Origin of the sequence: Acinetobacter sp. 10FS3-1, assembly GCF_013343215.1 — a bacterium.
GTDB lineage: Bacteria > Pseudomonadota > Gammaproteobacteria > Pseudomonadales > Moraxellaceae > Acinetobacter > Acinetobacter lwoffii_C.
The window spans coordinates 1,733,883-1,759,973 of sequence record NZ_CP039143.1; the positions used below are offsets into that span (position 1 = coordinate 1,733,883).

At 45.0% G+C, this 26,091-nt stretch carries 16 protein-coding genes and 1 tRNA gene; 7 read left to right on the forward strand and 10 right to left on the reverse strand.

Going from position 1 to position 26,091, the window contains the following annotated elements:
• The 5 genes from E5Y90_RS08275 (at position 1) to E5Y90_RS08295 (ending at position 5,843) form a co-directional block, all read left to right on the forward strand.
• Entirely contained in the window at positions 1–1,995 is a 1,995-nt protein-coding gene (locus E5Y90_RS08275; RefSeq protein WP_174659947.1) for an acetyl/propionyl/methylcrotonyl-CoA carboxylase subunit alpha, read from the forward strand.
• Positions 1,992–2,894 carry a hydroxymethylglutaryl-CoA lyase gene (locus E5Y90_RS08280; RefSeq protein WP_174659948.1) on the forward strand — a complete coding sequence of 301 codons (903 nt, stop codon included), beginning with the start codon at positions 1,992–1,994 and terminating at the stop codon, positions 2,892–2,894. The genes E5Y90_RS08275 and E5Y90_RS08280 overlap by 4 nt, the downstream gene beginning before the upstream one ends.
• A gap of 93 nt (positions 2,895–2,987) precedes the next feature.
• The gene (locus E5Y90_RS08285; protein ID WP_151205245.1) at positions 2,988–3,692 is read left to right on the forward strand and encodes a CoA transferase subunit A; all 705 of its coding nucleotides are present in this window, start codon (positions 2,988–2,990) and stop codon (positions 3,690–3,692) included.
• A gap of 2 nt (positions 3,693–3,694) precedes the next feature.
• The gene (locus E5Y90_RS08290) at positions 3,695–4,333 is read left to right on the forward strand and encodes a CoA transferase subunit B (RefSeq protein ID WP_151206116.1); all 639 of its coding nucleotides are present in this window, start codon (positions 3,695–3,697) and stop codon (positions 4,331–4,333) included.
• A gap of 97 nt (positions 4,334–4,430) precedes the next feature.
• Positions 4,431–5,843 carry a short-chain fatty acid transporter gene (locus E5Y90_RS08295; protein ID WP_151206115.1) on the forward strand — a complete coding sequence of 471 codons (1,413 nt, stop codon included), beginning with the start codon at positions 4,431–4,433 and terminating at the stop codon, positions 5,841–5,843.
• Between the two features lie 789 nt (positions 5,844–6,632).
• On the opposite strand, the gene E5Y90_RS08300 is transcribed toward E5Y90_RS08295, so the two are convergent.
• From E5Y90_RS08300 to E5Y90_RS08310, 3 genes are all read right to left on the reverse strand, one after another.
• The gene (locus E5Y90_RS08300) at positions 6,633–8,126 is read right to left on the reverse strand and encodes an OmpA family protein (protein ID WP_174659949.1); all 1,494 of its coding nucleotides are present in this window, start codon (positions 8,124–8,126) and stop codon (positions 6,633–6,635) included.
• A 218-nt stretch (positions 8,127–8,344) separates the two neighbouring features.
• Positions 8,345–9,583, reverse strand: a complete 1,239-nt coding sequence (locus E5Y90_RS08305) for a dihydroorotase (RefSeq protein ID WP_174659950.1) — start codon at positions 9,581–9,583, stop codon at positions 8,345–8,347.
• A gap of 10 nt (positions 9,584–9,593) precedes the next feature.
• On the reverse strand, positions 9,594–10,610 hold the full coding sequence (locus E5Y90_RS08310; protein ID WP_151204460.1) for an aspartate carbamoyltransferase catalytic subunit: 1,017 nt from the start codon (positions 10,608–10,610) through the stop codon (positions 9,594–9,596).
• Between the two features lie 775 nt (positions 10,611–11,385).
• On the opposite strand from E5Y90_RS08310, the gene rlmKL reads away from it, so the two are divergent.
• Positions 11,386–13,590 (forward strand): bifunctional 23S rRNA (guanine(2069)-N(7))-methyltransferase RlmK/23S rRNA (guanine(2445)-N(2))-methyltransferase RlmL, encoded by a 2,205-nt coding sequence (gene rlmKL / locus E5Y90_RS08315; protein ID WP_174659951.1) that lies wholly within the window; start codon positions 11,386–11,388, stop codon positions 13,588–13,590.
• 237 nt (positions 13,591–13,827) lie between these two features.
• Here the strand turns inward: rlmKL and clpB are convergent, their stop codons facing one another.
• The 3 genes from clpB to crp all read right to left on the reverse strand — a co-directional run bounded on the left by clpB (position 13,828) and on the right by crp (position 18,592).
• Positions 13,828–16,407: an ATP-dependent chaperone ClpB gene (gene clpB, locus E5Y90_RS08320; protein ID WP_174659952.1), complete on the reverse strand. Its 2,580-nt coding sequence runs from the start codon at positions 16,405–16,407 to the stop codon at positions 13,828–13,830.
• Positions 16,408–16,649: 242 nt separating this feature from the next.
• The gene (locus tag E5Y90_RS08325; protein ID WP_174659953.1) at positions 16,650–17,699 is read right to left on the reverse strand and encodes an NADP(H)-dependent aldo-keto reductase; all 1,050 of its coding nucleotides are present in this window, start codon (positions 17,697–17,699) and stop codon (positions 16,650–16,652) included.
• Positions 17,700–17,884: 185 nt separating this feature from the next.
• The gene (gene crp, locus E5Y90_RS08330) at positions 17,885–18,592 is read right to left on the reverse strand and encodes a cAMP-activated global transcriptional regulator CRP (protein ID WP_151204456.1); all 708 of its coding nucleotides are present in this window, start codon (positions 18,590–18,592) and stop codon (positions 17,885–17,887) included.
• Between the two features lie 146 nt (positions 18,593–18,738).
• Between crp and E5Y90_RS08335 the strand changes: the two genes are divergently transcribed.
• Positions 18,739–19,161, forward strand: a complete 423-nt coding sequence (locus E5Y90_RS08335) for an OsmC family protein (protein WP_151206108.1) — start codon at positions 18,739–18,741, stop codon at positions 19,159–19,161.
• 47 nt (positions 19,162–19,208) lie between these two features.
• Here E5Y90_RS08335 and E5Y90_RS08340 read toward each other — a convergent pair whose 3' ends face one another.
• The 4 genes from E5Y90_RS08340 to E5Y90_RS08355 all read right to left on the reverse strand — a co-directional run bounded on the left by E5Y90_RS08340 (position 19,209) and on the right by E5Y90_RS08355 (position 26,082).
• On the reverse strand, positions 19,209–20,243 hold the full coding sequence (locus E5Y90_RS08340; protein WP_174659954.1) for a metallophosphoesterase: 1,035 nt from the start codon (positions 20,241–20,243) through the stop codon (positions 19,209–19,211).
• A 269-nt stretch (positions 20,244–20,512) separates the two neighbouring features.
• The gene (locus E5Y90_RS08345) at positions 20,513–22,750 is read right to left on the reverse strand and encodes an NADP-dependent isocitrate dehydrogenase (RefSeq protein WP_174659955.1); all 2,238 of its coding nucleotides are present in this window, start codon (positions 22,748–22,750) and stop codon (positions 20,513–20,515) included.
• A gap of 1,208 nt (positions 22,751–23,958) precedes the next feature.
• Positions 23,959–24,035 (reverse strand) — tRNA-Val (locus tag E5Y90_RS08350).
• 46 nt (positions 24,036–24,081) lie between these two features.
• Complete coding sequence (locus E5Y90_RS08355; RefSeq protein ID WP_174659956.1) at positions 24,082–26,082, reverse strand: transglutaminaseTgpA domain-containing protein; 2,001 nt, start codon at positions 26,080–26,082, stop codon at positions 24,082–24,084.
• Positions 26,083–26,091 lie beyond the last annotated feature (9 nt).

A 26,091-nucleotide genomic window follows, 5' to 3' on the forward strand; every position in this document is an offset into this window, starting at 1 on the left:
ATGTTTGAAAAGATTTTAATTGCCAACCGTGGCGAAATTGCCTGCCGTATCATTCGTACAGCAAAAAAATTAGGGATTGCCACCGTTGCCGTCTACTCCGATGCCGATGCGCAGGCACAGCATGTGAAACTGGCAGATGAAGCGATCCATATTGGTGAATCACCGGCAGCACAAAGTTATTTGCAGATTGAGCGTATTATCGAGGCTGCAAAAACCACGGGTGCCCAAGCCATTCACCCGGGCTATGGTTTCCTGTCTGAAAATGACCAGTTTGCCCTGGCCTGTCAGGACAACAATATTGTTTTTATTGGTCCGCCAGTTGAGGCTATTTTGGCGATGGGCCTCAAAGCCACCTCTAAAGCATTGATGGAAAAAGCCGGTGTGCCTTTGACACCCGGTTATCATGGTACCAATCAAGATGCCGATTTTCTGAAGCAGCAGGCAGACAGTATTGGCTATCCGGTGCTGATTAAAGCCAGTGCCGGCGGTGGCGGTAAAGGCATGCGTCTGGTCGAGCGCAGTGAAGACTTTCTAAGTTCGCTGGCTTCCTGTAAAAGTGAAGCACGCTCCAGCTTTGGCAATGACGATGTGCTGATTGAGCGTTATGTGGTACAGCCACGTCATATTGAAGTGCAGGTATTTGGTGATACCCACGGCAATTATGTACATCTGTTTGAGCGTGATTGCTCGGTACAACGCCGTCACCAGAAAGTGCTGGAAGAAGCGCCTGCACCGAAAATGCCGGAAGATAAGCTTGAAGCGATGCGTCAAGCTGCCATTGACGCTGCGCGCGCAGTCAACTATGTTGGTGCCGGTACAGTCGAGTTTATTGTGGAGCAAGACGGTACAGCTTACTTCATGGAAATGAATACCCGTCTACAGGTCGAGCATCCGGTCACAGAAATGATTACTGGTCAGGATCTGGTGGAATGGCAATTACGTGTGGCTTTCGGTGAGACTTTACCAAAGCAGCAAGATGAATTGCAGATTCATGGTCATGCGCTTGAAGCGCGTGTCTATGCTGAAGAACCGGAAAAAGGCTTTATCCCGGCAATCGGCCAGATCAGCTATTTACATTATCCGGAGCAAAGTGACTGTGTACGTGTCGATAGCGGTATTGTCGAAGGCGATGAAATCAGCACTTATTATGATCCGATGATTGCCAAACTGATTGTCTGGGGCAAAAACCGTGAAGCAGCCCTAACCCAGATGCATCATGCACTGGGCCAATTCCATGTCGATGGTCTGGGTAACAATATCGCCTTTTTAGATCGTCTGGTGCTGTGCGACTCATTCAAAAATGCACATTTAGATACTGGTCTGATTCAGCGTGAAGAAGCATTCCTGCTTCCACCTTCTACAGAGATTGATGCCGAGCTTGTGATCAGTGCTGCACTGATTGAACTCCTGTCACGTCAGGCGCAAAATCCGCTTTCAAACAATCCGGTCTGGCAGCACAGCTCATTCTGGCGCCTCAATCAGCAAAATACTCATCGCATCAAATTACAATGCAATGATCAATTGTGCGAGGTTCGCTTTACTACCCAGGATGAAGGCTTTTTGGCCACTTATGCGGATCAATGTGTAGAGCTTAGAGGAAAACTGCTGGATAGGCATTTACTTCAGCTGAATCTTGGTGTGAGACAGCAAAAACTGGCTTTTAGCCGGACTGAACATGGCATTACCCTGTTCCAGAATTGGCAAAGTCATAAATTCAGTTATTTAAACCCTGATTTTAATGGTCAAGATGAGCAAGGCACCGAAAACAACCTGACTGCACCAATGCCGGGCGTCATTACCCAAGTTCTGGTTTCTGCCAATGATAAGGTAAAAAAAGACGATGTGCTGATGACGCTGGAAGCCATGAAAATCGAATATTCGATTCGTGCACCCCATGATGGCATTGTCGCAAGTTCATACTTCCAAAAAGGAGATCAGGTCAAGGCGGGTGATGAACTGGTGGAATTCCAGCCACTGGCGGAGGAAGTCGCATGACAGATTTTGTCAAGATTGTCGAAGTCGGGCCACGTGATGGCCTGCAAAATGAAAAAACGCCGCTCACATTAGATGACCGGAAAAACCTGATTCTGGACCTGATGAAAACCGGTTTACAGGCCATTGAAGTGGGTTCCTGTGTTTCAGCGAAATGGGTACCACAAATGGCAGACAGCGATGTGCTGTTTGCCAGCCTGCCTAAAGATCCGAATATTCAGTTCAGTCTGCTGACCCCAAACATGAAAGGTTTTGAATCTGCATTGGCTGTAGGTTGTAAAGAGGTTGCGGTATTTACCGCAGCTTCTGAAAGCTTTACCCGCAAGAACATCAACTGCTCGATTGATGAAAGCTTTGAAAAATTCAGCGACGTAATGAGTGCTGCCAAAGCCAATGATATTAAGGTACGTGGCTATGTGTCCTGCATGGTGGACTGCCCTTATGAAGGTGCGATTGATCCGAAGCAGGTGGTCAAAGTCACTCAGCGCTTACTCGATATGGGCTGCTATGAAGTGTCTTTGGGTGAAACCATTGGGACGGCCACGCCTGATCGGGTGAAAAAAGTCTGGGAGACTTGTCTGGCTGAACTTGATGCTAAAGTTTTGGCAGGACATTTTCATAATACTTATGGCATGGCGATTGCCAATATTTACCAGTCATTATTGCAAGGTATTCGGGTATTTGATTCCTCCATTGCTGGCCTCGGAGGATGTCCGTATGCCAAAGGGGCCTCAGGGAATGTCTCGACCGAAGACCTGTACTATCTGCTCTCCAAAATGGGCTTTGAAACCGGTATTCAGCTGGATGCCCTGATGCAGGCCAGCCGCAATATCAGTGCAGTCTTGCAGCGTAACAATCCCTCCAATTATGCCAATGCCTATTGGCAAACAACCTGTGCTTAAAGCAGCCTAATTTGGACCTAAAAAGTCCTCAAGGATATAAATCCGCAGATCTTCTCAAATGAGCTGCAAGAAAAAAATAAATCGAGGTAACAAATGGCAAATAAAGTATATGACAGTGCAGAAGCCGCTTTAGACGGCGTGGTTCAGGATGGACAGACCCTGGCCGTAGGTGGTTTTGGTTTGTGCGGTATTCCGGAAGCACTGATCGCAGCCTTAAAAGAAACTGGGGCAAAAAACCTGACCTGTATTTCCAATAATGCTGGCGTGGATGGCTTTGGTCTGGGACTTCTGCTGGAAACCAAACAGATTAAAAAAATGATCTCCTCTTATGTCGGTGAAAATAAGGAATTTGAACGTCAATACTTAAGCGGCGAACTGGAAGTGGAATTAACTCCGCAAGGCACCTTGGCCGAAAAATTACGCGCAGGTGGCGCAGGCATTCCGGCTTTTTATACCGCGACGGGTGTCGGCACAGTGATCGCTGAAGGTAAGGATGTCCGTGAGTTTCATGGCAAGTCGTATATTCTGGAAGAATCTCTAACTGCCGATGTTGCGCTCGTCAAAGCCTATAAAGCCGATAAAGCGGGTAATTTAATTTTCCGTAAAACCGCCCAGAACTTTAATCCGGTCTGTGCCATGGCTGGCAAAGTGACTATTGCTGAAGTGGAAGAAATTGTCGAAATTGGCGTACTGGATCCGGACGAAATTCATCTACCGGGAATTTATGTGAACCGGATAGTCCTGAACGCTCAACCGGAAAAACGTATTGAACAGATGACTTTAAAGGCGGAGGCTTGATCATGGCTTGGACACGTAATCAAATGGCGCAGCGCGCCGCTCAAGAGCTTGAAGATGGTTTCTATGTCAATCTCGGGATTGGCCTGCCCACGTTAGTTGCCAACTATATTCCGGAAAATATCAATGTCTGGCTGCAGTCGGAAAATGGCCTGCTGGGGATTGGTGAATTTCCAACGGCAGAGACTGTCGATGCCGACCTGATCAATGCCGGTAAACAAACCGTGACTGCACGTAAAGGGGCTTCATTTTTCTCCAGCGCTGACTCCTTTGCCATGATCCGTGGCGGTCATGTCAATATCGCCATTCTGGGAGCCATGGAAGTTTCAGCCCAAGGCGATCTAGCGAACTGGATGATTCCCGGTAAAAAAGTGAAAGGTATGGGTGGCGCCATGGATCTGGTCGCGGGTGTACAAAAAGTCGTGGTCCTGATGGAACACTGTGCCAAAGATGGCACACCAAAGATCGTCTCAGAATGCAGCCTGCCACTGACTGGCCAAGCAGTCGTCCACAGGATCATTACCGATCTGGGGGTACTGGATGTTACTCCTGATGGAATTCGTCTGGTTGAACTGGCACCGGAGGTAAGTTTTGAGGAAATCCAGCAAGTTACTGGCGTACCGCTACTGCGTAACGTTGCCTGATCTATCCAGCCCTTAAGAATACATTTTCTTAAGGGCTTTTTTTATATTCAACTGCTGCATTTCAAAATAATAATCGCAGAATAAATGGATTTTAATCATGTCGACACAACAAAATATCTTGCAGCGCTTCGCCTTGCGCGTCAGCGACTGGTCAGAAAAATGGTTTCCTGATTCTTATATTTTTGCCCTGCTTGGCGTGATCATTGTAGCGATTGCCGCAATCGGAATTGGTGCACCGGCACAGGATGTGGCGATTTCCTTTGGCGACGGCTTCTGGAGCCTGATTCCCTTTACCTTGCAAATGTGCATGCTGATCGTGGTCGGTTATGTAGTTTCAGTGTCCAAGCCGGTACAAATACTAATTCAGAAAATGGCACGCCTGCCGCATTCCGGACGTGGCGCGATTGTCTTGGTCGCCACCGTCAGCCTGCTCATCTCCCTGATTAACTGGGCCATGAGCACCGTACTGACTGCACTACTTGTCATTGCACTGGCACAGCGCAAAGAACTTAATATGGATTACCGCGCTGCAGCCGCAGCCGCGATTATCGGGATGGGAGCCACCTGGGCACTGGGCATCAGTTCCTCAGCAGCCCAGTTACAGGCCAATAAATCCAGTCTGCCTGAGCCAATTTATAACCTGACTGGGGTCATTCCGTTTACCGAGACTATTTTCTTGCCGCAATCCATGATCATGACGGCGGTACTGATTGTGGCTTCAATTGCGATTGCTTACTGGTCAGCACCTAAAGGGTCTGACATTAAAACTATAGAGCACTTCCCGATTCAGATTGAAGAAGAAAAACCGCAAGTATCTGCTGAAAAAAGACCGGGGGACTGGCTGGAAAATTCACCGATTTTGAGTATTCTGATTGTGATTCTGGGTGCAGTCTGGATGTTTAACGAATTTTCCAAAAGCAATCCGATTCTGGCCATTTCCAGCTTAAATACCTATAACTTTATTTTCCTGATTTTGGGCGTGGCCTTGCACGGTACGCCACGAAATTTTTTAAATGCAGTTTCCAAGGCTGTTCCGGCTATTTCAGGGGTACTGATCCAGTTTCCACTGTATGGCAGTATTGCCTTTATGATGACCAATGCGCTGAACCCGGCCGATCTGTCGCTGTCACATTATATTGCTGAATTTTTCGTTTCAATTGCCTCGCAGGAAACCTTTGCCATCGTGATGGGACTCTATTCAGCGATTCTGGGCTTCTTTATTCCATCTGGCGGCGGCAAATGGATTATTGAAGCACCATATGTGATGCAGGCCGCACATGACCTGAAAGTGCATCTGGGCTGGTCAGTACAGATTTATAATGCGGCAGAAGCCCTGCCCAATCTGATTAACCCTTTCTTTATGCTGCCGATGCTGGGCATCTTAAAGTTAAAAGCCAAAGACGTGATTGGATTTACGGTTACCCAGCTAATTTTCCACCTACCTTTGGTACTGTTCCTGCTCTGGTTCTTGGGCCGAACTTTAACTTATAGTCCGCCGGTATTTTCTTAATTCACACCTTGGATTCTCAGAACTGCAATAGAGATTCAAGTGTTGGAAGGAAGTAAGATGAGCGAACATTCTGCTTCCGACCAACCAAAGTCAAAATTGCATCATGACCTATACTCCTCTTGCTCAAGAAGAAAGACACCACATATATACCGTGTTAGGTGAAGGTTTTTTTAAACAGCATATCGCTCTTAAAGATTGCAACGATTGCTAGGGAAATTACAGGCAATCGAGCAAGAAATGATTGTTCTGCCAAGCAGGCCCATAAATTAGCGCAAAGATGTTATGTTTCAAATCCTAAAAAATCCATGCTGAAATGTGGGCATATATTATCTCTGGTCTTGAGCTTCGTCCAACAAGATGAAAATAAGGGTAAAGCCTGCATAACAGACGTATTGAAATTAAACAGCGAAGTCGCTTTGATGATCTAAAAATAGATACAGTGCTTGGTAAGGACCATCAACCATTATTGATCTCGAGTGTTGATCGCAAGACCGGTTATGTATGGCTAAAAATGTAGCTCACCTAAGACAGAGGACATCTGCCAGACCAGCATCAGTCTGCTTAAGCCAATCTTAATCAGGCAATAAATTAAAAAGACAGTGATTAAATACCTAGATAGATGAATATCTCTCAGAAATCACTCAAGGTTTGAATCATCACCCAAGAAAAAGACTCGGCTTTAAAAGTCCGAGTCAGGTAGTATGGCAACAACATAGGATGGCATTTCAAATGCAACTCTAAGGGCTAAAAAAGGACGAAAATTCGTCCTTTTTCGTTTAGGCCGCGCTCTTAATTGGCTGTCTTCTCAACCACGCCTTCAGCATCTACTCCACGTACAACTCCCGTTTCGGTATTCACAACCTCAAAAGCCACGCGACGGTTCTGAAATTGCCCGGCACGCGTTGCATTCGTTTCAACAGGTTGTGCCTGCCCCATCCCCATTGCGCGCAGTTGAGCAGGATCTACTCCCTTCTGAACCAGATAAGTCACAATCGCTTGAGCGCGTCGTAAAGAAAGCGTTTCATTTGCTGCGGTATTTCCTCCAGCATCGGTATGGCCCTTCACGATCAGCTGCACATGAGGCGCTCGTTGTAATAATGCAGCAGCTTGATCCAGCACCAGTTTATTGACCTCTGGAACTTCAGTCGATGCGGTATCAAAATTGATGATCTGTAAATTCAGTGCAGTCGCCACATCCAGTGCTTTAACATTATCGGTCTTGATACTGGCTAAGGCTTGTTCTGCTTCATTGTTAGCAGTATTAATCACATCGCTTCTATTGAGTGGCTGTTGGGTAACCACAGTGACATTTTTGGCCAAACTACGGATTTGTGCTGCCAGACGCTCGGCTTCTGCATTAGTTGCTGCACGAACCGAAACCTGCTTGCCAATCCAGTCGAGTGACACATTTGGCATTCCCTGGATTGTTCTCAACACAGTCGGAATGGTATCCTGATCAATAAATTCCGAATGATAGACGTCACTGCTAAGTGCACCACAGCCAATATTATAATTAAAGATCTGCTTGATCTCGTCTTGCAGAATTTGCATATATTGCGGATTGTTGAGTTGCAACTGACAGCTAACCAGCTCACCATTGCTGCCTGTACTCAGCTGTAATGCCGCAGGCTGGGCAACAGCAGTCTCACTGGCAGGAATCTGGCCATCCAGACCTACTTCAGGATCATCTTCACGCATGCAGCCGCGAAAGAAAAATAAAATAATAGCGGCAATAATCACGAAAATAATAAAAGGCCATAGCAAGGCGGCTTTTTTCTTTTCCTCTCGAACCTCTGCCACTTGTTCCGCTTCCAGTATAGGTGCCTGATTCAGGCTCTGTGTTGCTAGCGTAGAAACCCCTAAGGAAGCCAGAAATGGTTTGGCCCATGCCGGTAAAGCCCTTTCAATTGAATCTGCATACATTTCCAGTAAATAACTGACCGCTTCAGCTCTGGGTGCTCCGGCTTCAGTCTGTAAAAAGCTAATGGTCGGAACAATTGATTTATTCAAGGTTTTTTCTATTTCAGCTTGCGGAGCATCCACAGCCAGCTGGTCAAAAAACTGTTGTTTTAGGGCCGGGTTGGTATTGAATAATTCATCAACTTTTGGATTTAACTGCTGGCTTAAACTATCAATCCAGGCGGGGCGGGCCCGTAAAATACTTAAAAGTATCGGATAGAACTGAACCAATGCCTGATCTTTTGCATATAAATGTTCGATTTCACCCTGCAAAATAATCGCACTGACTTCACTTTTGAGCTTTTCAATGAGATCTATATTCATCCTGTCGATCCTTTTATATTTTTATGTCTTTTTTAATGTGTAATATTCTCAACCAGTGTATCCAGCGATCCCCTTATAAATGTAAATAATTGTATTAATATCATAAAGCTTCACGATTTATCGTGAGCTATTTTTATCAGTAATTTTTATCCAGTCATTTAAAAAGCCAGCCGAAGCTGACTTTTTAAATCTCCATCCAAGCTCTAACTCGGCAATATTTATACAGCAATAAAACTCTGCACCACTTTTCCTTTTACCTGTTGCTGGATCAGGGGCGTATTTTTACCTTGAGATACGATGGTGTCTTTGCTGAGCGTCCATTCATGTTCAGGATCTACCAGCACCCAGCCGGCTTCCTTTTTCCAGCGCTCAAGCATATGGGCAACTTTGGCGGGTGCAATAGTGACTTTTTCAACCCATTCTAGCGGTGTAAACAGGCCTTCATTCACCAATTGAATCCCAAACGGAATATAGGTATCAAAGGCAGTAAAACCTGGCTGTGTTTCTGCAAATGGCGCCATCTTTGCAGAGCTGCTCAGCGGTTCATGATGGGTACAAATCGCATCAATCACTCCTGATTTTACGCCCTGACGCAATAGTTCCTTATCCTGCTCAGAACGAAGCGGTGGACGCACATGAGCAATCGAGTTAAAGCCATCAATCAGCTGATCTGTCAGATGTAACTGATGCATCGCCACATCACAGGTCACCGGCAAGCCTTTTTCTTTGGCAGCACGAATCAATTCTACCGATGCACCGCAAGACAGTAAACCAAAGTGAGCATGTACCTTTGTAGCTTCAATCATCAGCAGATACTTGGCAATGGCGACTGTTTCTGCCAGCACCGGAATCATAGGCAAGCCCTGGCGTGAAGCAATAAAGCCTTCATGCACACAGCCATCTTTGGCAATTTGCGGCTCTTCTGCATAGAACACCACTGTCAGGTCTAAACCTGCGGCATATTCCAGAGTGCGCAGAACAACATCATCATTGGCAAAGGCTGCATTTGCATTGGAAACGGCTGTACAGCCACCCTTTTTCAAACCTGCCATATTGGCTGGCTGATTACCTTGCAGTCCTTGGGTTTGTGCCCCAATCACTTGCAGATAGATGCCGCCATCCAGCATGGCCTTTTCAACCAGACCATGAATCAGTGCGCCATTGTCTTGTACGATGGGTTTTGAATCTGGTGGGGTGAATACGTGTAAAATCCCGTTTGCACGAGCGGCCTTGCCTTCAGATTTCAGCGTTCCATGTTGCTGCTGGCCTGGCTCACGTAAACGTGCACACAAGTCCACCATGGTTGGCATCAGCCATTTGCCTTGTCCATTCAGGGTCTCTGAAACATTTTCGCTTGCTGCAATGCGCTTGCCATTTTGCAGATAGACGGTTTCTACGGTATCAGTGTTTTGAATCGGATCAAGAACACGGACATTTTCAATTTTTACTATAGTCATGACTTATTCCTTATACCGCAAGCGCTTCAATCAAACCCTGCTCCTGCAACTGGCCTTGCATCGCCAGCGCTAATACCGCCATACGCACGGCAATCCCGTTGGTGACCTGATTTAAAATCACGGATTGCGGACCGTCTGCAATACTGGAGTCAATTTCCACACCACGGTTCATCGGCCCTGGATGCATGACGATACAGTCCGGCTTGGCCAGGGCTAAACGCTCTTTGTTCAGACCGTACATTTTGTAGAATTCAGCCTGAGAAGACAGAGCCGGTGAATCAATCCGCTCATTCTGAATGCGCAAGGTAATAATCACGTCACAGTCTTTGATGCCGGCTTCCATCTTATTGAACAGGCAAACACCTTCACCATAATCTTCGAAACCATAAGGCAGCAAGGTATTCGGTGCAATTACGCGAATATCTTTACAACCCAGCGTTTGTAATGCAGCCACATCTGAACGGGCTACCCGTGAGTGTTTAATATCGCCAATAATCGCAATCGACATATCTTCAAATTTTTTGTTGGTCTCGCGGCGAATAGTCAGCATATCCAGCATGGCCTGCGTCGGATGGGCATGACGACCATCTCCGGCATTGATAATCGCGACATTTGGACACACATCTTTGGCAATAAAATGTGCTGCACCTGAAGAAGAATGACGCACCACGAAAATATCCGTTGCCATCGCTTCAAGGTTCCACAAAGTATCACGCAAGGTTTCACCCTTAGATGTACTGGAACGCGCAATGTCGATATTGAGCACGTTAGCCGACAGACGCTTGGCTGCCGCCTCAAAGGTCGTACGCGTACGCGTAGAATTCTCAAAGAAAAGGTTCATCACCGTCTTGCCTTCAAGCAAATTGTTGGTGATTAGCTGATTTTGGTCATTAAAAAAGGACAACGCAGTGTCCAATATTTTTGTAAGAGTTTCTTTGGAAAGACCTTCGATGGTCAGGAAATGTTTGAGATTTCCTGCTTTATTGAGTTGAATCTGGCTCGGTGTATGCAATGCCGCCAAGTGCATGAGAGATTCCTTATACGTTAAGTCAACGTATTATACAGAAACTGGCGAATCTTTATAGTTAGATGCCGGTTTAGTTGTACAAAAACCATCTTGATAATAAGAATAGAAATTGAAATTCCTCTATATTTTTTCAATAAGCTCATCTCAATCAGCTTTTTATATGAATGTCTTTGTATACAAAAAATAAATATTTTAGCCTCGGGCATCCGCCCTCATTTCTTTTCAGTACCATGCCCTCATATCATGAGAAAAAAGCTGAACACGAGAGATATTATCCTGATTTGATTTTTCAGTTTTCAGTTCTTCTGGGCCGATTGTTTCAATTGTTAACTCGATACTGGCGATCCATCCTGAATAGCTTGTAACCACTCAAGCAGATGCGGTCATTCCGGCTCTGCTGTCTATGCTGTGCAAGCCGATTAATCCTGTACCTAGCGGCGATTTCAGGCCAGCTCCATGATTCCCCTCACCCGACACCCATCTTAAACAGCTATAAACCAGAAATTGAAAAGATTTTATTTTTACATTATTCAAGTTATCTCTTCTCCTGATTGATTGAAACAAGCACAATAACAACTGCCCGCACCTGCTTTACTTGACCGCTTGATCAGGTTAAAGCAGGACAACATGTATAGCCATGCATCAGTTAAGCCGTGAAGAGCGGCTTTTTTCTAACAACAGTCACCCGGCTTTTTCAGAATTTAAAAAGCTTTAAGACAGAAAATACGTTAAACTTGCTAGAGTTTTTTATTGTTTATTTTGGTCTCTCTATTTTATGAATACCTCTTCACGTTTAAGCACCTATTGGGTTACCTGTGCCGATGGACTCGAAACCCTCTTAGAAGAAGAATTACAAGGCTTAGGTGTTCAGAATATTGAACGTTTTCCAGGACGTCTTACTTTTAAAGGCAATCTGGAAAATGCGTATCGTATTTGCATGTGGTCACGTCTGGCTTCACGTGTCCTGATGCCAATTCACACCCATGAAATTGAATTTTCACATGATGCTCGTGATGTTGCTGAAGAGCTGTATGAGGGCGCCATCAGTTTTGACTGGTCACTGATTTTTGCCCCACAAAGTACCTTTGCTATCCGTCTGCATGTAGAGCGTGACATCAAGGTCAATACCCAGTTCGCCACTTTGCGCGCCAAAGATGGTGTGGTTGATTCCTTTATGGAAGCGGTCGGCAAGCGCCCAAGTATTGATACCAAAGCCCCAGAAATCACCATGTATATTCTGGCGGGCAAAAAAGAACATACTTATTGCCTGGATCTGTCTGGCGACTCTTTACATAAACGCGGTTACCGCCGTTTCATGACGGATGCCCCGATCAAGGAAAACCTGGCGGCTGCGATTCTGCAAAAAGGCGGCTTAAAAGCGCTCAATCCAGACCTTATCGTCGATCCGATGTGTGGTTCAGGTACTTTTATTATTGAATCCTTGATGATCCTCACCGACCGTGCGCCTGGTCTGGTCCGCCGTTTCGGCTTCAATGGCTGGAGTGGTCATGACCATGAGCTGTGGATGGCCATTAAGGCCGAAGCTGCCGAGCGCCATCAAACTGCACTCGAAAATCCGCTACCAAAATTTTATGCCTTTGATGCAGACTGGGAAGCCATTAAAGCCACTCGCCAGAATATTATTGCTGCGGGCTTTGAAGGCTTACTGGATCGGATTCTCATTGAAGAGCGCACCCTGTCAGACTGGCCAGATTTCCAGGCAGAAGGCAAGAAAGTTTTCTTCGTAACCAACCCTCCTTATGGTGAGCGTCTGGGTGATAAGGCCTCGAACCGTGCCTTGTATCTGGGTTTATCCAACCTGTTACAGAAAAACTTCCCGAATCAGAAAGCCGCAGTCATTGCAGCACAAGTCGAACAGGCCGACGTACTGGCCTTTAATGAGCCGCAAATCCTGCGTTTGATGAATGGTAAATTACCCATTTATATCCGTTTCGGTACAGTCAAACCAGCCACAGTAGCGCGTCCATTTTTAGAAGGCTGGCAGCCACAACAGTTTGAGCCGATCGAAGGTGCTATGGAGTTTGCCAACCGTCTGACCAAAAACATGCAAACCCTGAAAAAATGGGCGGTTAAAGAAAATGTCCACTGTTTGCGCCTATACGATGCCGACCTGCCAGATTTTAATGTGGCGGTAGACCTGTATGGCGAGCGCTTTCACGTTCAGGAATATGCACCACCGAAAAAAATTGATCCTGAAAAAGCGAAAAAACGTTTCAATCTGGCTTTACAGGCGATTCGTGCTGTCACCGGTCTGAACCGTGATGCAATCTTTATCAAGACCCGTGCCCGTCAGGAAGGTAAAAACCAGTACACCAAGCAAAGTACGGCATCGAAACGCTTTATCGTACAGGAAGGTCAGGCCAAAATTCTGGTTAACCTGACGGATTATCTGGATACTGGCCTGTTCCTGGATCACCGCCAAATACGTTTACGTATTGCCAAAGAAGCCAAAGGCAAGCATTTCCTGAACCTGTACAGCTATACCTCTACGGCGAGCTTACATGCGGCTTTGGGCGGTGCAGCCAGTACCACCAGTGTGGATTTATCTAATACTTACCTGAACTGGTCAAAGGAAAATTTCGTACTGAATGGCCTCACCGTAGATCATGCTGACCAGCAGCATCAGTTCTTTGCTTCTGACTGTTTTGAATGGTTAAAAGAAGGTCATGAGCAATATGAACTGATCTTTATCGATCCGCCAACTTTCTCCAACTCAAAGAAATTCTACGGGACTTTCGATGTGCAGCGTGACCATACTTCATTGATCAAGCGTGCCATGAACCGTTTGACCACTGATGGAACCCTGTATTTCTCCAATAACTATCGCGGCTTTGAAATGGATGAGATGATTGAAGGTCTGTTTGATGTGGAAGAAATTACCCATGAAACTATTGGTCCTGATTTCAAGCGTAACCAGAAAATTCACCGTGCCTGGAAAATTACTCATCCACAAATGTAATTTCAGAGTGAATGAACTGTTTTTTGCATAAGAGGCATGCTGAAGTTAAAAACGACATTAGTGTGCCCGCCGGGGTATGAATGTTACGGTTTCACATCATGACAGGCATATTGTACTGATTGTTCTAAATCAGCTTCTTGCACTTCCTGCGGTATAATTTATCAAGCACTCGATATTTTCGTACAACATAAAAAACCCCAGCCTAGGCTGGGGTTTTTTATGTTAAGGGAAATGAACTTAGCTCAATTTCATTTTCTCAAAGATCAACTCATTGCCTTCAGCCCGAACGACAATGGTATCACCCGGGTTAAATTCCCCCGCAAGAATACTTTGTGCCAGACTATTTTCAATACGTTGCTGAATGGCACGTTTCAATGGACGCGCACCATACAATGGATCGAAGCCAGCCTCGATCAGCTGATCGAAAGCACTGTCATCGACCGACAAACGCATATCGCGTTCTGCCAGACGCTGACGCAAGCGGTTCAACTGGATATCGGCAATACCGCGAATCTGGTCTTTTTCCAGCGAGTGGAAGACCACCAACTCATCAATACGGTTGATAAATTCCGGACGGAAATGCTCCGATACTGCATTCATGACTACGTTACGAACTTCATCACGGGTTGCTCCTTCACCCAGCTCACGAACATCCTGTGAACCCAGGTTTGAAGTCATCACAATCACGGTATTTTTAAAATCTACTACACGGCCTTGAGAGTCAGTCAAACGGCCATCATCCAGTACCTGTAGCAGAATGTTAAATACATCCGGATGTGCTTTTTCGACCTCATCGAACAGCACCACGCTATATGGTTTACGGCGTACGGCTTCAGTCAATACTCCACCTTCTTCATAACCCACATAGCCCGGAGGCGCACCGACCAAACGGCTGACCGAGTGTTTTTCCATAAATTCGGACATATCAATCCGGATCATGGCATCGTCACTGTCAAACAGGAAGTTGGCCAGCGCTTTGGTCAGCTCAGTTTTACCGACACCCGTTGGTCCAAGGAACAGGAATGAACCACTCGGACGGTTCGGATCAGACAGACCAGCACGTGAACGGCGGACTGCATTAGACACAGCAATCACAGCTTCGTCCTGTCCGACCACACGGTTGTGCAGGAATTCTTCCATATGCAGCAACTTGTCGCGTTCACCTTGCAGCATTTTTGCCACCGGAATACCGGTCGCTGCACTGACCACTTCGGCAATTTCATTATCAGTCACTTTGTCACGCAGCAGTTTCGGTGCTTCACTCTCTTCAGCAGCTTCGATACGCTCCAGCTGTTTTTGCAACTCTGGAATAACACCATATTGATAACGTGCTGCTTCTGCCAGATCACCTTCACGCTGAGCCTTATCAAGGGCAATACGCGCCTGATCCAGTTTGACCTGAATGTCTTTATTTCCGGCCACCAGCGCCTTGTCTGCACGCCAGACCTCTTCAAGTTCGCTATATTCTTTCTCGACCGTTTCAATCTGTTGGGTCAGATGCTGGATCTCGGCTTTCGCGCCACTATCCTCATCTTTTTTCACAGCCTCAAGCTGCATTTTCAGCTGAATCAAACGGCGTTCAAGCTTATCCAGCGCTTCAGGTTTAGAGTCCAGCTCCATTTTAATCCGTGATGCCGCTTCATCAATCAGGTCAATGGCTTTATCCGGTAACTGACGATCCGTAATATAGCGATGTGACATTTTCGCTGCAGCAATAATCGCCGAGTCTAAAATCTGTACCCCGTGGTGTGTGGCATAACGGTCTTTCAGACCACGCAGAATTGCAATGGTATCTTCCACACTAGGTTCATCGACCAGCACTTTCTGGAAACGGCGCTCCAGGGCAGCGTCTTTCTCAATATACTGACGGTACTCATCCAGAGTGGTTGCCCCCACGCAGCGCAGCTCACCACGTGCCAGCGCAGGTTTCAGCATATTCCCCGCATCCATTGCACCATCACCCTTACCGGCACCTACCAGGGTGTGCAGCTCATCAATAAACAGGATGATTTCGCCTTCATGTTTGGCAAGATCTTTCAGAACCGCTTTTAGACGCTCCTCAAATTCACCTCGATATTTGGCACCTGCCAGCAAAGACCCCAAGTCTAAAGATAATACACGCTTACCTTTCAGACCCTCTGGAACTTCACCGTGAATAATACGCTGCGCCAGACCTTCAACAATCGCAGTCTTACCCACGCCCGGCTCACCGATCAGTACCGGGTTGTTTTTGGTACGGCGTGACAAGACCTGAATGGTACGACGAATTTCATCATCACGGCCAATGACAGGATCCAGCTTGCCTGCCAAAGCACGTTCAGTTAAATCAATCGTATATTTATTTAATGAGTCCCGTTGATCTTCATGATTATTGCTCATGACTTTTTCATCGCCTCGAATTTGATTAATAAGCTGCTGTAAAGTGTCTTTCTTCACCCCAGCACTGTTTAATAGAGTTTTGGTTGTACCTGTTTCTGCCAGTGCCAATAATACCCAGTCGGTTGAGAGAAACTCATCACCGGCTTTTTGGGCAAAACTGTCGGCCAGATGCAGCATTCTGGCTGCTTCCTGACTGATATTAATATCAGCAGAAGGGTTGCCAAGCTTGGCTGTATCATTCAAGGCTGTCTGTATTTTGCTTTTCAATTCAGGCAGGTTCGCCCCCGCCTGTTGTAGCAGACTGGCATTCGATGCTTCTTCCATCAAGGCGGCCAAGATATGAATCCCGTCAATAGAAGCATGATCTTTGCTCATTGCCAGAGACTGTGCATCGGAGAGGGTTTGCTGCAGGCGATTGGTAAATTTCTCAAAACGCATTCTTGTTATTCCTCACAACAATTTTTTCACTTGATTGGTATATGGGTGCTCAGCATAGAATTTCAAATATTTTTTCGTATATTTTTCAAAAACTTAAAATATTAAAGTGGATAGATCTTAGTATTAATATCGGTATAGCAACATTTGATTTCAAGAGTATGAATTAAAATAATTTCTATGCAATGGCAGTTAGAAGCAGATAAAAAATACCCTCATGATGAGGGTATTTAAAAATAGGAGTTTTAAGGTGCAGGGTTTGGCTGCTGACGATGAATGGCATCAATGCCTTGCAACACCTCTTCGGACAGTTCAATTTCAAAAGCCTGAATGTTTTCTTTTAGCTGATCCAGATTGGTCGCACCAATAATGGTACTGGTCACAAAGAACTGCTGCTTGATAAATGCAAGTGCCAGCTGAGTCAAAGTCAGGCCATGCTGTTCTGCCAGCTGCGCATATTGCTCGGTCGCCCACTCACTCTGTGGATTACTATAACGGCTAAAGCGTGAGAATAAAGTAACACGTGCATGAGCTGGACGTGCACCGTTACGGAATTTACCGGTCAAATAACCAAAAGCAAGCGGAGAATATGCCAATAAACCGACACCTTCGTATTTGGCAATTTCTGACATGCCAATTTCATAGGTACGGTTCAGCAGGTTATAAGGATTTTGTACGCTGACAAATTTACTTAAGCCGAGCTTTTCTGCCAGATGTAAAAATTTCATCGTTCCCCAAGGAGTTTCATTAGACAGGCCAATATAACGGATCCGGCCTTTTTGAATCTCTGCTTGCAAAGCGCTCAGGGTTTCTGCCAGCTCCGTGATTGCACGATCATCAACTGCTTCTGCATTGCCATAGCCGAGCTTGCCAAAGAAATTGGTTGGACGTTGCGGCCAGTGCAGCTGGTACAGGTCAATATAATTGGTTTGCAAACGAGCCAGTGACTGGTCAATAGCTGATGCAATTTCATCCGCCACAAAACGGGTTTTTCCATCACGAATATGGCTACCCCCTTGTGAAGGCCCAGCAATTTTCGAGGCTAAAAACAGTTTGTCGCGGCCACCACGTGAGGCAATCCAGTTGCCAATGATTTGCTCGGTTGCCCCTTGAGTTTCTGGCTTTGGTGGCACCGGGTACATTTCAGCGGTATCCCAGAAATACAATCCCTGATCCAGCGCATAGTCTAATTGTTGAAATGCCTCGTCCTGAGTATTTTGCTCACCAAAGGTCATAGTACCCAAACAGATTTCAGGCAATAAAATTCCAGTATCGGCCAAGGGTCTAAATTGCATAGTTGCATCCTAAGAATAAGTAAATGTTTATTAATATGAGTAAGGTCTAACCTATAGCAATTATAAGAAGGACTAAATCACCTTTTCCAAAAATTCTGTACTTAATTGTTATATTTTAAAGAAAAACAGCATTTAAAAGGAATAAAAAAAAGCAAATCCGGAGATTTGCTTTTTTGTCTTTGGAATTATTCGTCTTCAAGCTCGTCCGTGTCCACGATTTCCGGCTCTTCCAAAGAGGCATCAAAAATCAGAATGGCCTTACCATCAGTTTCAATCATGCCCTGCTCTTCCAGGTTTTTCAGGACACGACCGACCATTTCACGGGAGCAGCCGACAATACGGCCAATTTCCTGACGGGTAATACGGATCTGACGGCCATTCGGCAAAATCATTGCTTCAGGCTGTGATGACAGATCAATCAGACAGCGTGCAATACGGCCAGACACATCAATAAATGCCAGATCAGTCACTTTACGTGTGGTATTTTTCAGACGGCGTACCAGCTGGGCAAATACGGCATAACTCAGGTCTGGATATTGCTTGCTAATTTCGTGAAAGTTGTCATAGGTAATTTCAGCAATTTCACAGACATCACGAGTACACACTTCCGCGGTACGCTGTGGATTTGCTTCAAATAAACCCATTTCCCCAAAAAAATCACCCGCATTTAAATATGCAACGACAATTTCACGATCATCATCTTCTCGAAGAATGATAGATACAGACCCCTTCAGAATTAAATACAAAGATTTAGATTCTGATCCTGCATCCACGATCGTGGTACGTTTCGGATAACGATTAATATATGCACGTTTTAATAACGCCTTCACAGATTCCGGTAATTGCCCCGGAGAAAGTGCGTCTGTGCTTAATTGTGAAAAGTTTGAAGTCATGCTTACGGTTCCGAATATGGATAATTTATAGATCGCACAAGACCTAATGTGAACGTATCACACAGTGGGATGAAATTCCGTATCAACCCAATTTATGTTAGTGTACAGTTACTTTACAAATTTATAGCTTTTTTTAGGTAGTTGCAATGCAAACAAGTGTTCATTGGCTAGAGAATGTTGCTTTTGAGGCAAAAACCCAAAGTGGACATAGTATCATCATGGATGGCTCAGCAGAATACGGCGGTGAAAATCGTGGCCCGCGTCCAATGGAACTCATTTTAACCGGTTTAGGTGGATGTGCTTCTTTTGATATTGTGACGATTTTAAAGAAAGCACGTCAGGATATTAGCGATGTATGCTGCGAACTGAAAGCTGAACGTGCTGATACGATTCCTGCCGTATTTACCAAAATTCACTTACACTTTGTGGTTAGTGGCAAAGGAATTAAAGACAAGCAAGTGGCCAAAGCGGTAGAATTGTCTGCGGAAAAATATTGTTCTGCCAGCAAAATGCTGTCTGACGGTGGTGTCGAAATTACCCATGATTATGAAATCATTGAAGTAGAATAATCTTTTGATTTCACTAAAAAAGCAGTCTTTCAGGCTGCTTTTTTATGTTATCTGTGCGTCTGATACTGCCTGCCATTTTCAAAGATCAGGCGTTGTTCCGGCAATCTCAAAGCGCCCAGATGTTGACTGAACTCAGCCTGCTGCTGTCGGTCGTGATAACGCTTACCAACTGAGTAGTCAACACAGAATACATTACTGTGCTGCCCGAACCACATCACCGCATCAATATCTTTAAACAGGCCAGACTTTTCTTCAGCACTTTTAAAGTTACGCCAGTAATGCCCGATTACGACTGGTACTCTATTTGCATAGTTCTCCCACCACGCCAGACGGTCGATCATACGCCAGCGCCCGCCGGCATAAACCGGTTTCTGAGCAATTATTTCCGCACCTGAACTCAAGGTTCGGATCGGATTCTGCATCTGGTCGCGCCACTCTTTTTCTGCGAGAGATTTTAATAAAGGAATGCTTGCAGTGGGGTCCTTCAATTGCCCCTGATATTGCTGCTGTTCTGCCTGAATCTGTTCACTTATTCCCAGAGCCTGTAGCTCAAGCGCAGTTTGCTCCAGGAAATACTCATAAGCCTGACGCAGTGAGTAAAAAGAAGATGATCGCAACTGATCAACCGAGCGTTGATCCCAACAGGCATGTACCACTCTTAAATGCGGCGCGTCTAAAACCAGAGGCAGGCTGTTTAGAAAGTCCAGAATCCATTTTCGATGTACTTCGGATGCTGGAACTGAATTAAAAGCTTTAAAATCATCCTGATGTGCTGAGCCAAAGAACCAGCCATTCCCCTCTCTAAACGTATCAGTGAGTAGATTAATTTCATGGTTTCCCAAGACGCATTGTGCCCGACCCGCTTCTACCAAGCATTTAACCCGTTTGAGTACCGCCACGCTATCCGGACCACGGTCACATAAATCTCCGACAAAGATCAGCCTGCGCTGTTCTGCTTGATTCCCCTCCTCATCATAGCCCAACACGTGTAGCAAACGATCCAGTGCCTCAATCTCTCCATGAATATCCCCTATAATATCAACTGGGCCTGTGAAAGTTGGCTGTATAAATGCATGACTCATGACAATATCCTCAATGAAATGAGAGCAGGTAGGTTCAGTGTAATGCAGGTTTTTTAAATCAATATGGCCAAAGTAAAAATATTTTTAAAATCAATTTTTGGCAGATTTTTGCTGACAGCATGTTGTATTGAAAAAGAAAATTTCCAATTATTCCTTAACAGCTTGAATACTCATCTTATTAAAATTTAGAAATAAAAAACAAAAAAACCGGCGCCTAGGCACCGGTTCTTATCTCACTTGACTGACCCGAAGATCAGCACAGCTTGTACTTAAGCTTGTAGCGATCCAATGATCTGGTTCAATGTCTCACTTGGGCGCATCACGGCATTTACTTTCGCCGGATCTACTGCATAGTAACCACCGATGTCTGCAGGCTTACCTTGAACTTCGTTCAACTCAGCGACAATCTTCTCTTCATTTTCAGCTAAAGCTTGAGCAATCGGAGCAAATTTCGCTTTCAATTCTGTATCTTCATCTTGCCCAGCAAGTTCTTCAGACCAGAATTTAGCCAGGTAGAAGTGGCTGCCACGGTTATCCAGCTCGCCAGTACGACGTGATGGAGACTTGTCATTGTCCAGCAATTTACCAGTTGCAGCATCTAGCGTTTTTGCAAGCAGTTTCGCACGCGGGTTATTCTCTTTAATACCCATTTCTTCAAGAGAAACAGCCAGCGCCAAGAACTCGCCCAAAGAATCCCAACGTAAGTGGTTTTCTTCTACCAGTTGCTGTACGTGTTTAGGTGCAGAACCACCCGCACCTGTTTCGTACATGCCGCCACCTGCCATTAACGGCACGATAGACAACATTTTCGCTGAAGTACCCAACTCCATGATCGGGAACAAGTCAGTCAGGTAGTCACGCAGAATATTACCGGTTACAGAAATAGTGTCCAGACCGCGAGCAACACGTTCAAGTGTATAACGCATCGCACGAACCTGAGACATAATCTGGATGTCCAGGCCTTCAGTGTCGTGATCTTTCAGGTATTCCTGAACTTTCTTGATCAGTTCGTTTTCATGTGGGCGGTACGGGTCAAGCCAGAAGATTGCAGGCATGCCAGAGTTACGTGCACGCGTTACAGCCAGTTTTACCCAGTCACGGATCGGTGCGTCTTTCACCTGGCACATACGCCAGATATCACCTTCTTCCACGTTTTGAGACATCAACACTTCACCTGTTTCCAGGTCAGTGATGTTCGCAATACCCGCTTCAGGAATTTCGAAAGTCTTGTCGTGTGAACCGTATTCTTCGGCTTTTTGCGCCATCAGACCAACGTTAGGTACAGTACCCATCGTACGTGGATCGAAGTTACCATTCCACTTACAGAAGTTGATCATTTCCTGGTAAATACGCGCGAAAGTCGATTCCGGCATGACTGCTTTACAGTCATAAGGCTTGCCGTCAGCACCCCACATTTTACCGCCACCACGGATCATTGCAGGCATAGAAGCATCTACAATCACGTCGTTTGGTGAGTGGAAGTTGGTGATGCCTTTAGCAGAATCAACCATTGCCAGTGCTGGACGGTGTTCTTGGCAAGCGTGTAAATCTTCGATGATTTCTTCACGTAAAGATGTCGGTAGAGTTTCGATCTTCTCGTAAAGACCTGCCATACCGTTGTTTACGTTGATACCCAGCTCATCAAACAATTTACCGTGTTTTTCAAAAGCATCTTTGTAGTAAATTTTCACACAGTGACCGAATACGATCGGGTGTGAAACTTTCATCATGGTTGCTTTAACGTGTAAAGAGAACAAAATGCCAGCTTCTTTACAATCATCTAGTTCTTTTTCATAGAAGTCACAAAGCGCTTTTTTGCTCATGAACATGGAGTCGATGATTTCACCGTCTTGCAGCGCAACTTTTGGCTTCAGAACAATGGTTTCACCTGACTTGGTGATCAATTCCATTTTCACATTACGCGCACGGTCCAGAGTCATTGACTTTTCACCGTGGTAGAAATCACCTTCATCCATGTGAGAAACGTGAGTTTGTGACCACTGTTTCCATTCATTCATTGAATGCGGGTGTTTTTTCGCATAGTTTTTCACTGCAGCTGGTGCACGACGGTCAGAGTTACCTTCACGTAATACAGGGTTTACTGCAGAACCCAGACATTTACTATAACGCGCCTTGATTGCTTTTTCTTCTTCAGTCGCAGGATTTTCCGGATAGTCAGGAATTGCATAACCCTTAGATTGAAGCTCTTTAATACAAGACATCAACTGAGCCACAGAAGCACTGATGTTCGGAAGTTTGATAATATTCGTATCTGGATCTTGGGTAAGACGACCTAGCTCTGCAAGATTGTCTGCTACCTTTTGTTCTTCACTGAGGTAGTCTGAAAATTCAGCGAGCACGCGTGCAGCCACAGAGATGTCAGTTTTAACAACTTTAACACCAGCCGGCTTCGTAAAGGTCTCAATGATCGGCAGCAGCGAATAAGTCGCCAACAATGGCGCCTCGTCAGTCAGTGTGTAAATGATGGTTGACTTTCCACCAGCCATATATAGCCCCTTGCGTTAGATTGAGTTTTTAAGAACCGAGCTTTTGACCCAGTTCCTGCGAACCGATTTGCTTAAATAAACCCTGAGAGTATCGGGCCTGATTGCATTCCAGTCAACGAAATATCCTGTGATGATGACATTTCGAAACGAAATAGTACTTAACGACTCTTTTTTTCATTCCGTTTCTAGCTTTTTCCTCACGTAATCCCTTCTTTGCGCATATTTACGCTTTATTTATAGATATACATGGTTAAGTTTCCATGAAACTTACATAGGTTTAAAACTATTTTACTTGGCTGAATAGACATCTCAGTAGAGAAATGAATACCTTCACCATAAATAAACGAAATGATGCTTTAGCTCATGAAGCCAGCCTATAAGGATACAGATCTGATGGGATCACCTTATTTCTTTCATCATATTGAGATAAATGCTCGAACCGTACCATCAGATCAAAGATAGCGTTGCATGGTCTGGCTGCTCTTAACAGCAGTTGCAAAACTGAAGCCCTTACACTGACGTTAGAATCGGATTTTTTCCAAATCTGTACGACACAGCACAACCTGGTATAGTTCATATGCTTTTCGTACGAAATAGCAGCTTATCGTCCTATTGCGTAAACCAACAATAGAATAAGAGTTGGTGTTTCTTATCTTAGACATTTTAAGTCTAAAACAGGAAGCCTTCACCCCTGCTGCTCATCCTATTTTCTCATAATTTGACTTAAATAGCTAAAGCTAAAATGCTCAATAAAATCTTAAATTTATAGGAATATTTTAAGGTTGGAAATTTGGAATATTTACACTTTTTACTTATTGGTAAATTCACTCTATAAAAACCATATAGCAAACCTAAAATAAACCAAACAAAATCAATAATATATTTTTTTAATAAGTTTTATTGGTTGGTTAGAGAGTTAGTTTTTAGCTTTCTATAAAATGCGGGGGAAATAAACATGAATTTCAAAGCTGGACAAAAACTTCAATAGAAAAAATGATAATAATCACCAATACATATCATATTTAATGATGAAAATAATTTTATGTCTTTCAACTTAAAAGTTTTATCCTGAATAAAGGAGTCTTCATTTGAGAATCAACATGGGAGTTTGTCCACACTCGACAACTATTAATTTCCTCCAAAGATATCCCAAAACAAAAAACCCACCTGATAAGGTGGGTTTTAAGCAACTGATTACTCAGTAAATATGGTAGGCATATCCAGACTCGAACTGGAGACCTCTACGATGTCAACGTAGCGCTCTAACCAACTGAGCTATACGCCTATATGCCACGCATCTTATAAATTTTTTCTCACAAAGACAAGCATTTTTATTTAGCTCTTAAAACAGATGCACAAGTTTTAAGCAAATCCTTGAATCTGCTTAATTCTTGGGTGTCTAATTGCACACCTGAATAGGCCTGTTTCTCAAAAATTTGAATGGCATCAGAAAATAAGGCCGGATCCGTGCCATCTGCCTGTTTCGACAAGCGCAACATCCACTGGCGAAAGGTCTCAGCAGACTGCTGCTTTAAAGGCTGGCTTAAAGACTGGTTTAACTGCTGTATGCTGCGTTCTAAAGGGGATTGCGCCTGCCGAAGTTTCCAATAAATGCTGAGCGCATACAGTAAAGCAAGAATGACGATACCAGCAACCATAAGCATAATACTGGAATAAACCGAATTCAGACCGAGTTTAGACATCCAGCTTTGCTGAGATTCTGTATTATAACCCACCACCTTGCTTTGCCATTGATAACTCGCATAATCACTCCAGACCCGCATTGTGGTAAGCCAGAGATGATGCTGGGTAGGCCAGCCGGATGAATTGGCCCGAACTCGCTCATCCTCAGTCATCAGATTTTGCATTCCGTCATCAATGCGTTGTGGCGCGACCATTGCAGTGGGATCGAAACGCTGCCATGTGTCATCTATCCAGACTTCGGCCCAAGCATGTGCATCCAGTTGCCGTACCTCCCAGCTACGTCCATCAGGCGCAGCTTGCCCACCCTGATAACCTGTCACTACTCTGGCCGGAATTCCTGCGTAGCGCATCAGCATGACAAAACTGGAAGCATAGTGCTCGCAAAAACCTTGCCGGGATTTAAATAAAAACTCATCAATCCGGTTCTTTCCCATGACGCCGGGCTTGAGGGTATAGACAAAACCATTCTGCTGATACCAGTTCAGCACATTGTGTATATAACGGCGTGGCTCGGCACCACTTTGCTGATATAAGCGCTGAGCCAGTCGCTGGGCCTCAGGATCTAAACCGGACTGTATTTGGGTATTGATACGCTGCATATAGTGGGGCGCCAACGCCTGGCCTGCATTTGGCTGGTCTATCCACTGTAAATGAATCGGCTCCACCCTCTGGGTCAGGCGTCTTGGAACAATGCTCCAGTCCTGACGATTATAATAACGGCGTTCCAAGGGGATGGATTTTTCCAGCCCCATGATCCAGAACACTGAAGGATCAGCTGCCAGATACTGATAATCCCAGCGATGATTCATTGCAGCAAGGTTCCGCGACTGCTGGATTAAAGGCTGCTGATTCACAGGATGGCTGGTCCAGCGCTGGCCGTCATAATCATCCAGTACCAAGGCTCGCCAATATAATTCCGAACGCGGCGGTAACTTGCTCATGTCCCCGATAATCCGGAATGCCAACGCACTGGACTGAGACAATTCGGCAATATCACCGGGCGACATGCTGTCACTAATGCCGGTTATGCTTTTATTTTCAGGAATAGGAATATGCCAGAGAGGTGGCAAACGCGGAAAAAAAATAAAAAGCAGCAGAAAAAATGGAATGGCATAGACGATAAATTTACCGACATATTTGGCATCTTGCTGCAAAGCCTGGCGCTGGGAGCTTTGGTCTTGCTCAAACTCGCTGGTCTGGATTCGGTACAACCCGATTAGACAGCTGAGCAGACACAATAGAATGGCCAATGCCATCATAAACGACTGGCTAAATAAAAATGAACTGGCAGCCACAAATAGTGCAAAATTAAAAACAATAATCAGATCACGTCTGTTTCGGGTTTCCAGGGATTTGGCATACAAAAAAGTTGTCAGTACCGCTACGCCTGCCTCTACACCTAAAAAACTCTGATAATCCAGATAAATGCTGGCTAATGCCAAGACTGTCAGCGAGAAGGTCCATTTTTTAGAAAAGGCTCTCTGTCTTTTGAGTGAAATCCAGATACAGATCAAACTAATGGCAAAAATCAGACTCAATAAAACGGGTAAAAAGGCGATCTGGGCCAGCAGGATGAATCCCAAACTTAACACGACCGATACTCGTAGTTTTGTATTGATTTTCTCCATTGCCCGTAC

Coding starts and splice junctions, on each gene's coding strand:
- E5Y90_RS08325 (WP_174659953.1), bottom strand. CDS start 17,699: ATGCAATTTAGACCCTTGGCCGATACTGGAATTTTATTGCCTGAAATC.
- E5Y90_RS08300 (WP_174659949.1), bottom strand. CDS start 8,126: ATGAATATAGATCTCATTGAAAAGCTCAAAAGTGAAGTCAGTGCGATT.
- E5Y90_RS08355 (WP_174659956.1), bottom strand. CDS start 26,082: ATGGAGAAAATCAATACAAAACTACGAGTATCGGTCGTGTTAAGTTTG.
- crp (WP_151204456.1), bottom strand. CDS start 18,592: ATGACTTCAAACTTTTCACAATTAAGCACAGACGCACTTTCTCCGGGG.
- rlmKL (WP_174659951.1), top strand. CDS start 11,386: ATGAATACCTCTTCACGTTTAAGCACCTATTGGGTTACCTGTGCCGAT.
- E5Y90_RS08290 (WP_151206116.1), top strand. CDS start 3,695: ATGGCTTGGACACGTAATCAAATGGCGCAGCGCGCCGCTCAAGAGCTT.
- E5Y90_RS08280 (WP_174659948.1), top strand. CDS start 1,992: ATGACAGATTTTGTCAAGATTGTCGAAGTCGGGCCACGTGATGGCCTG.
- E5Y90_RS08305 (WP_174659950.1), bottom strand. CDS start 9,583: ATGACTATAGTAAAAATTGAAAATGTCCGTGTTCTTGATCCGATTCAA.
- E5Y90_RS08295 (WP_151206115.1), top strand. CDS start 4,431: ATGTCGACACAACAAAATATCTTGCAGCGCTTCGCCTTGCGCGTCAGC.
- clpB (WP_174659952.1), bottom strand. CDS start 16,407: ATGCGTTTTGAGAAATTTACCAATCGCCTGCAGCAAACCCTCTCCGAT.
- E5Y90_RS08275 (WP_174659947.1), top strand. CDS start 1: ATGTTTGAAAAGATTTTAATTGCCAACCGTGGCGAAATTGCCTGCCGT.
- E5Y90_RS08310 (WP_151204460.1), bottom strand. CDS start 10,610: ATGCACTTGGCGGCATTGCATACACCGAGCCAGATTCAACTCAATAAA.
- E5Y90_RS08345 (WP_174659955.1), bottom strand. CDS start 22,750: ATGGCTGGTGGAAAGTCAACCATCATTTACACACTGACTGACGAGGCG.
- E5Y90_RS08340 (WP_174659954.1), bottom strand. CDS start 20,243: ATGAGTCATGCATTTATACAGCCAACTTTCACAGGCCCAGTTGATATT.
- E5Y90_RS08285 (WP_151205245.1), top strand. CDS start 2,988: ATGGCAAATAAAGTATATGACAGTGCAGAAGCCGCTTTAGACGGCGTG.
- E5Y90_RS08335 (WP_151206108.1), top strand. CDS start 18,739: ATGCAAACAAGTGTTCATTGGCTAGAGAATGTTGCTTTTGAGGCAAAA.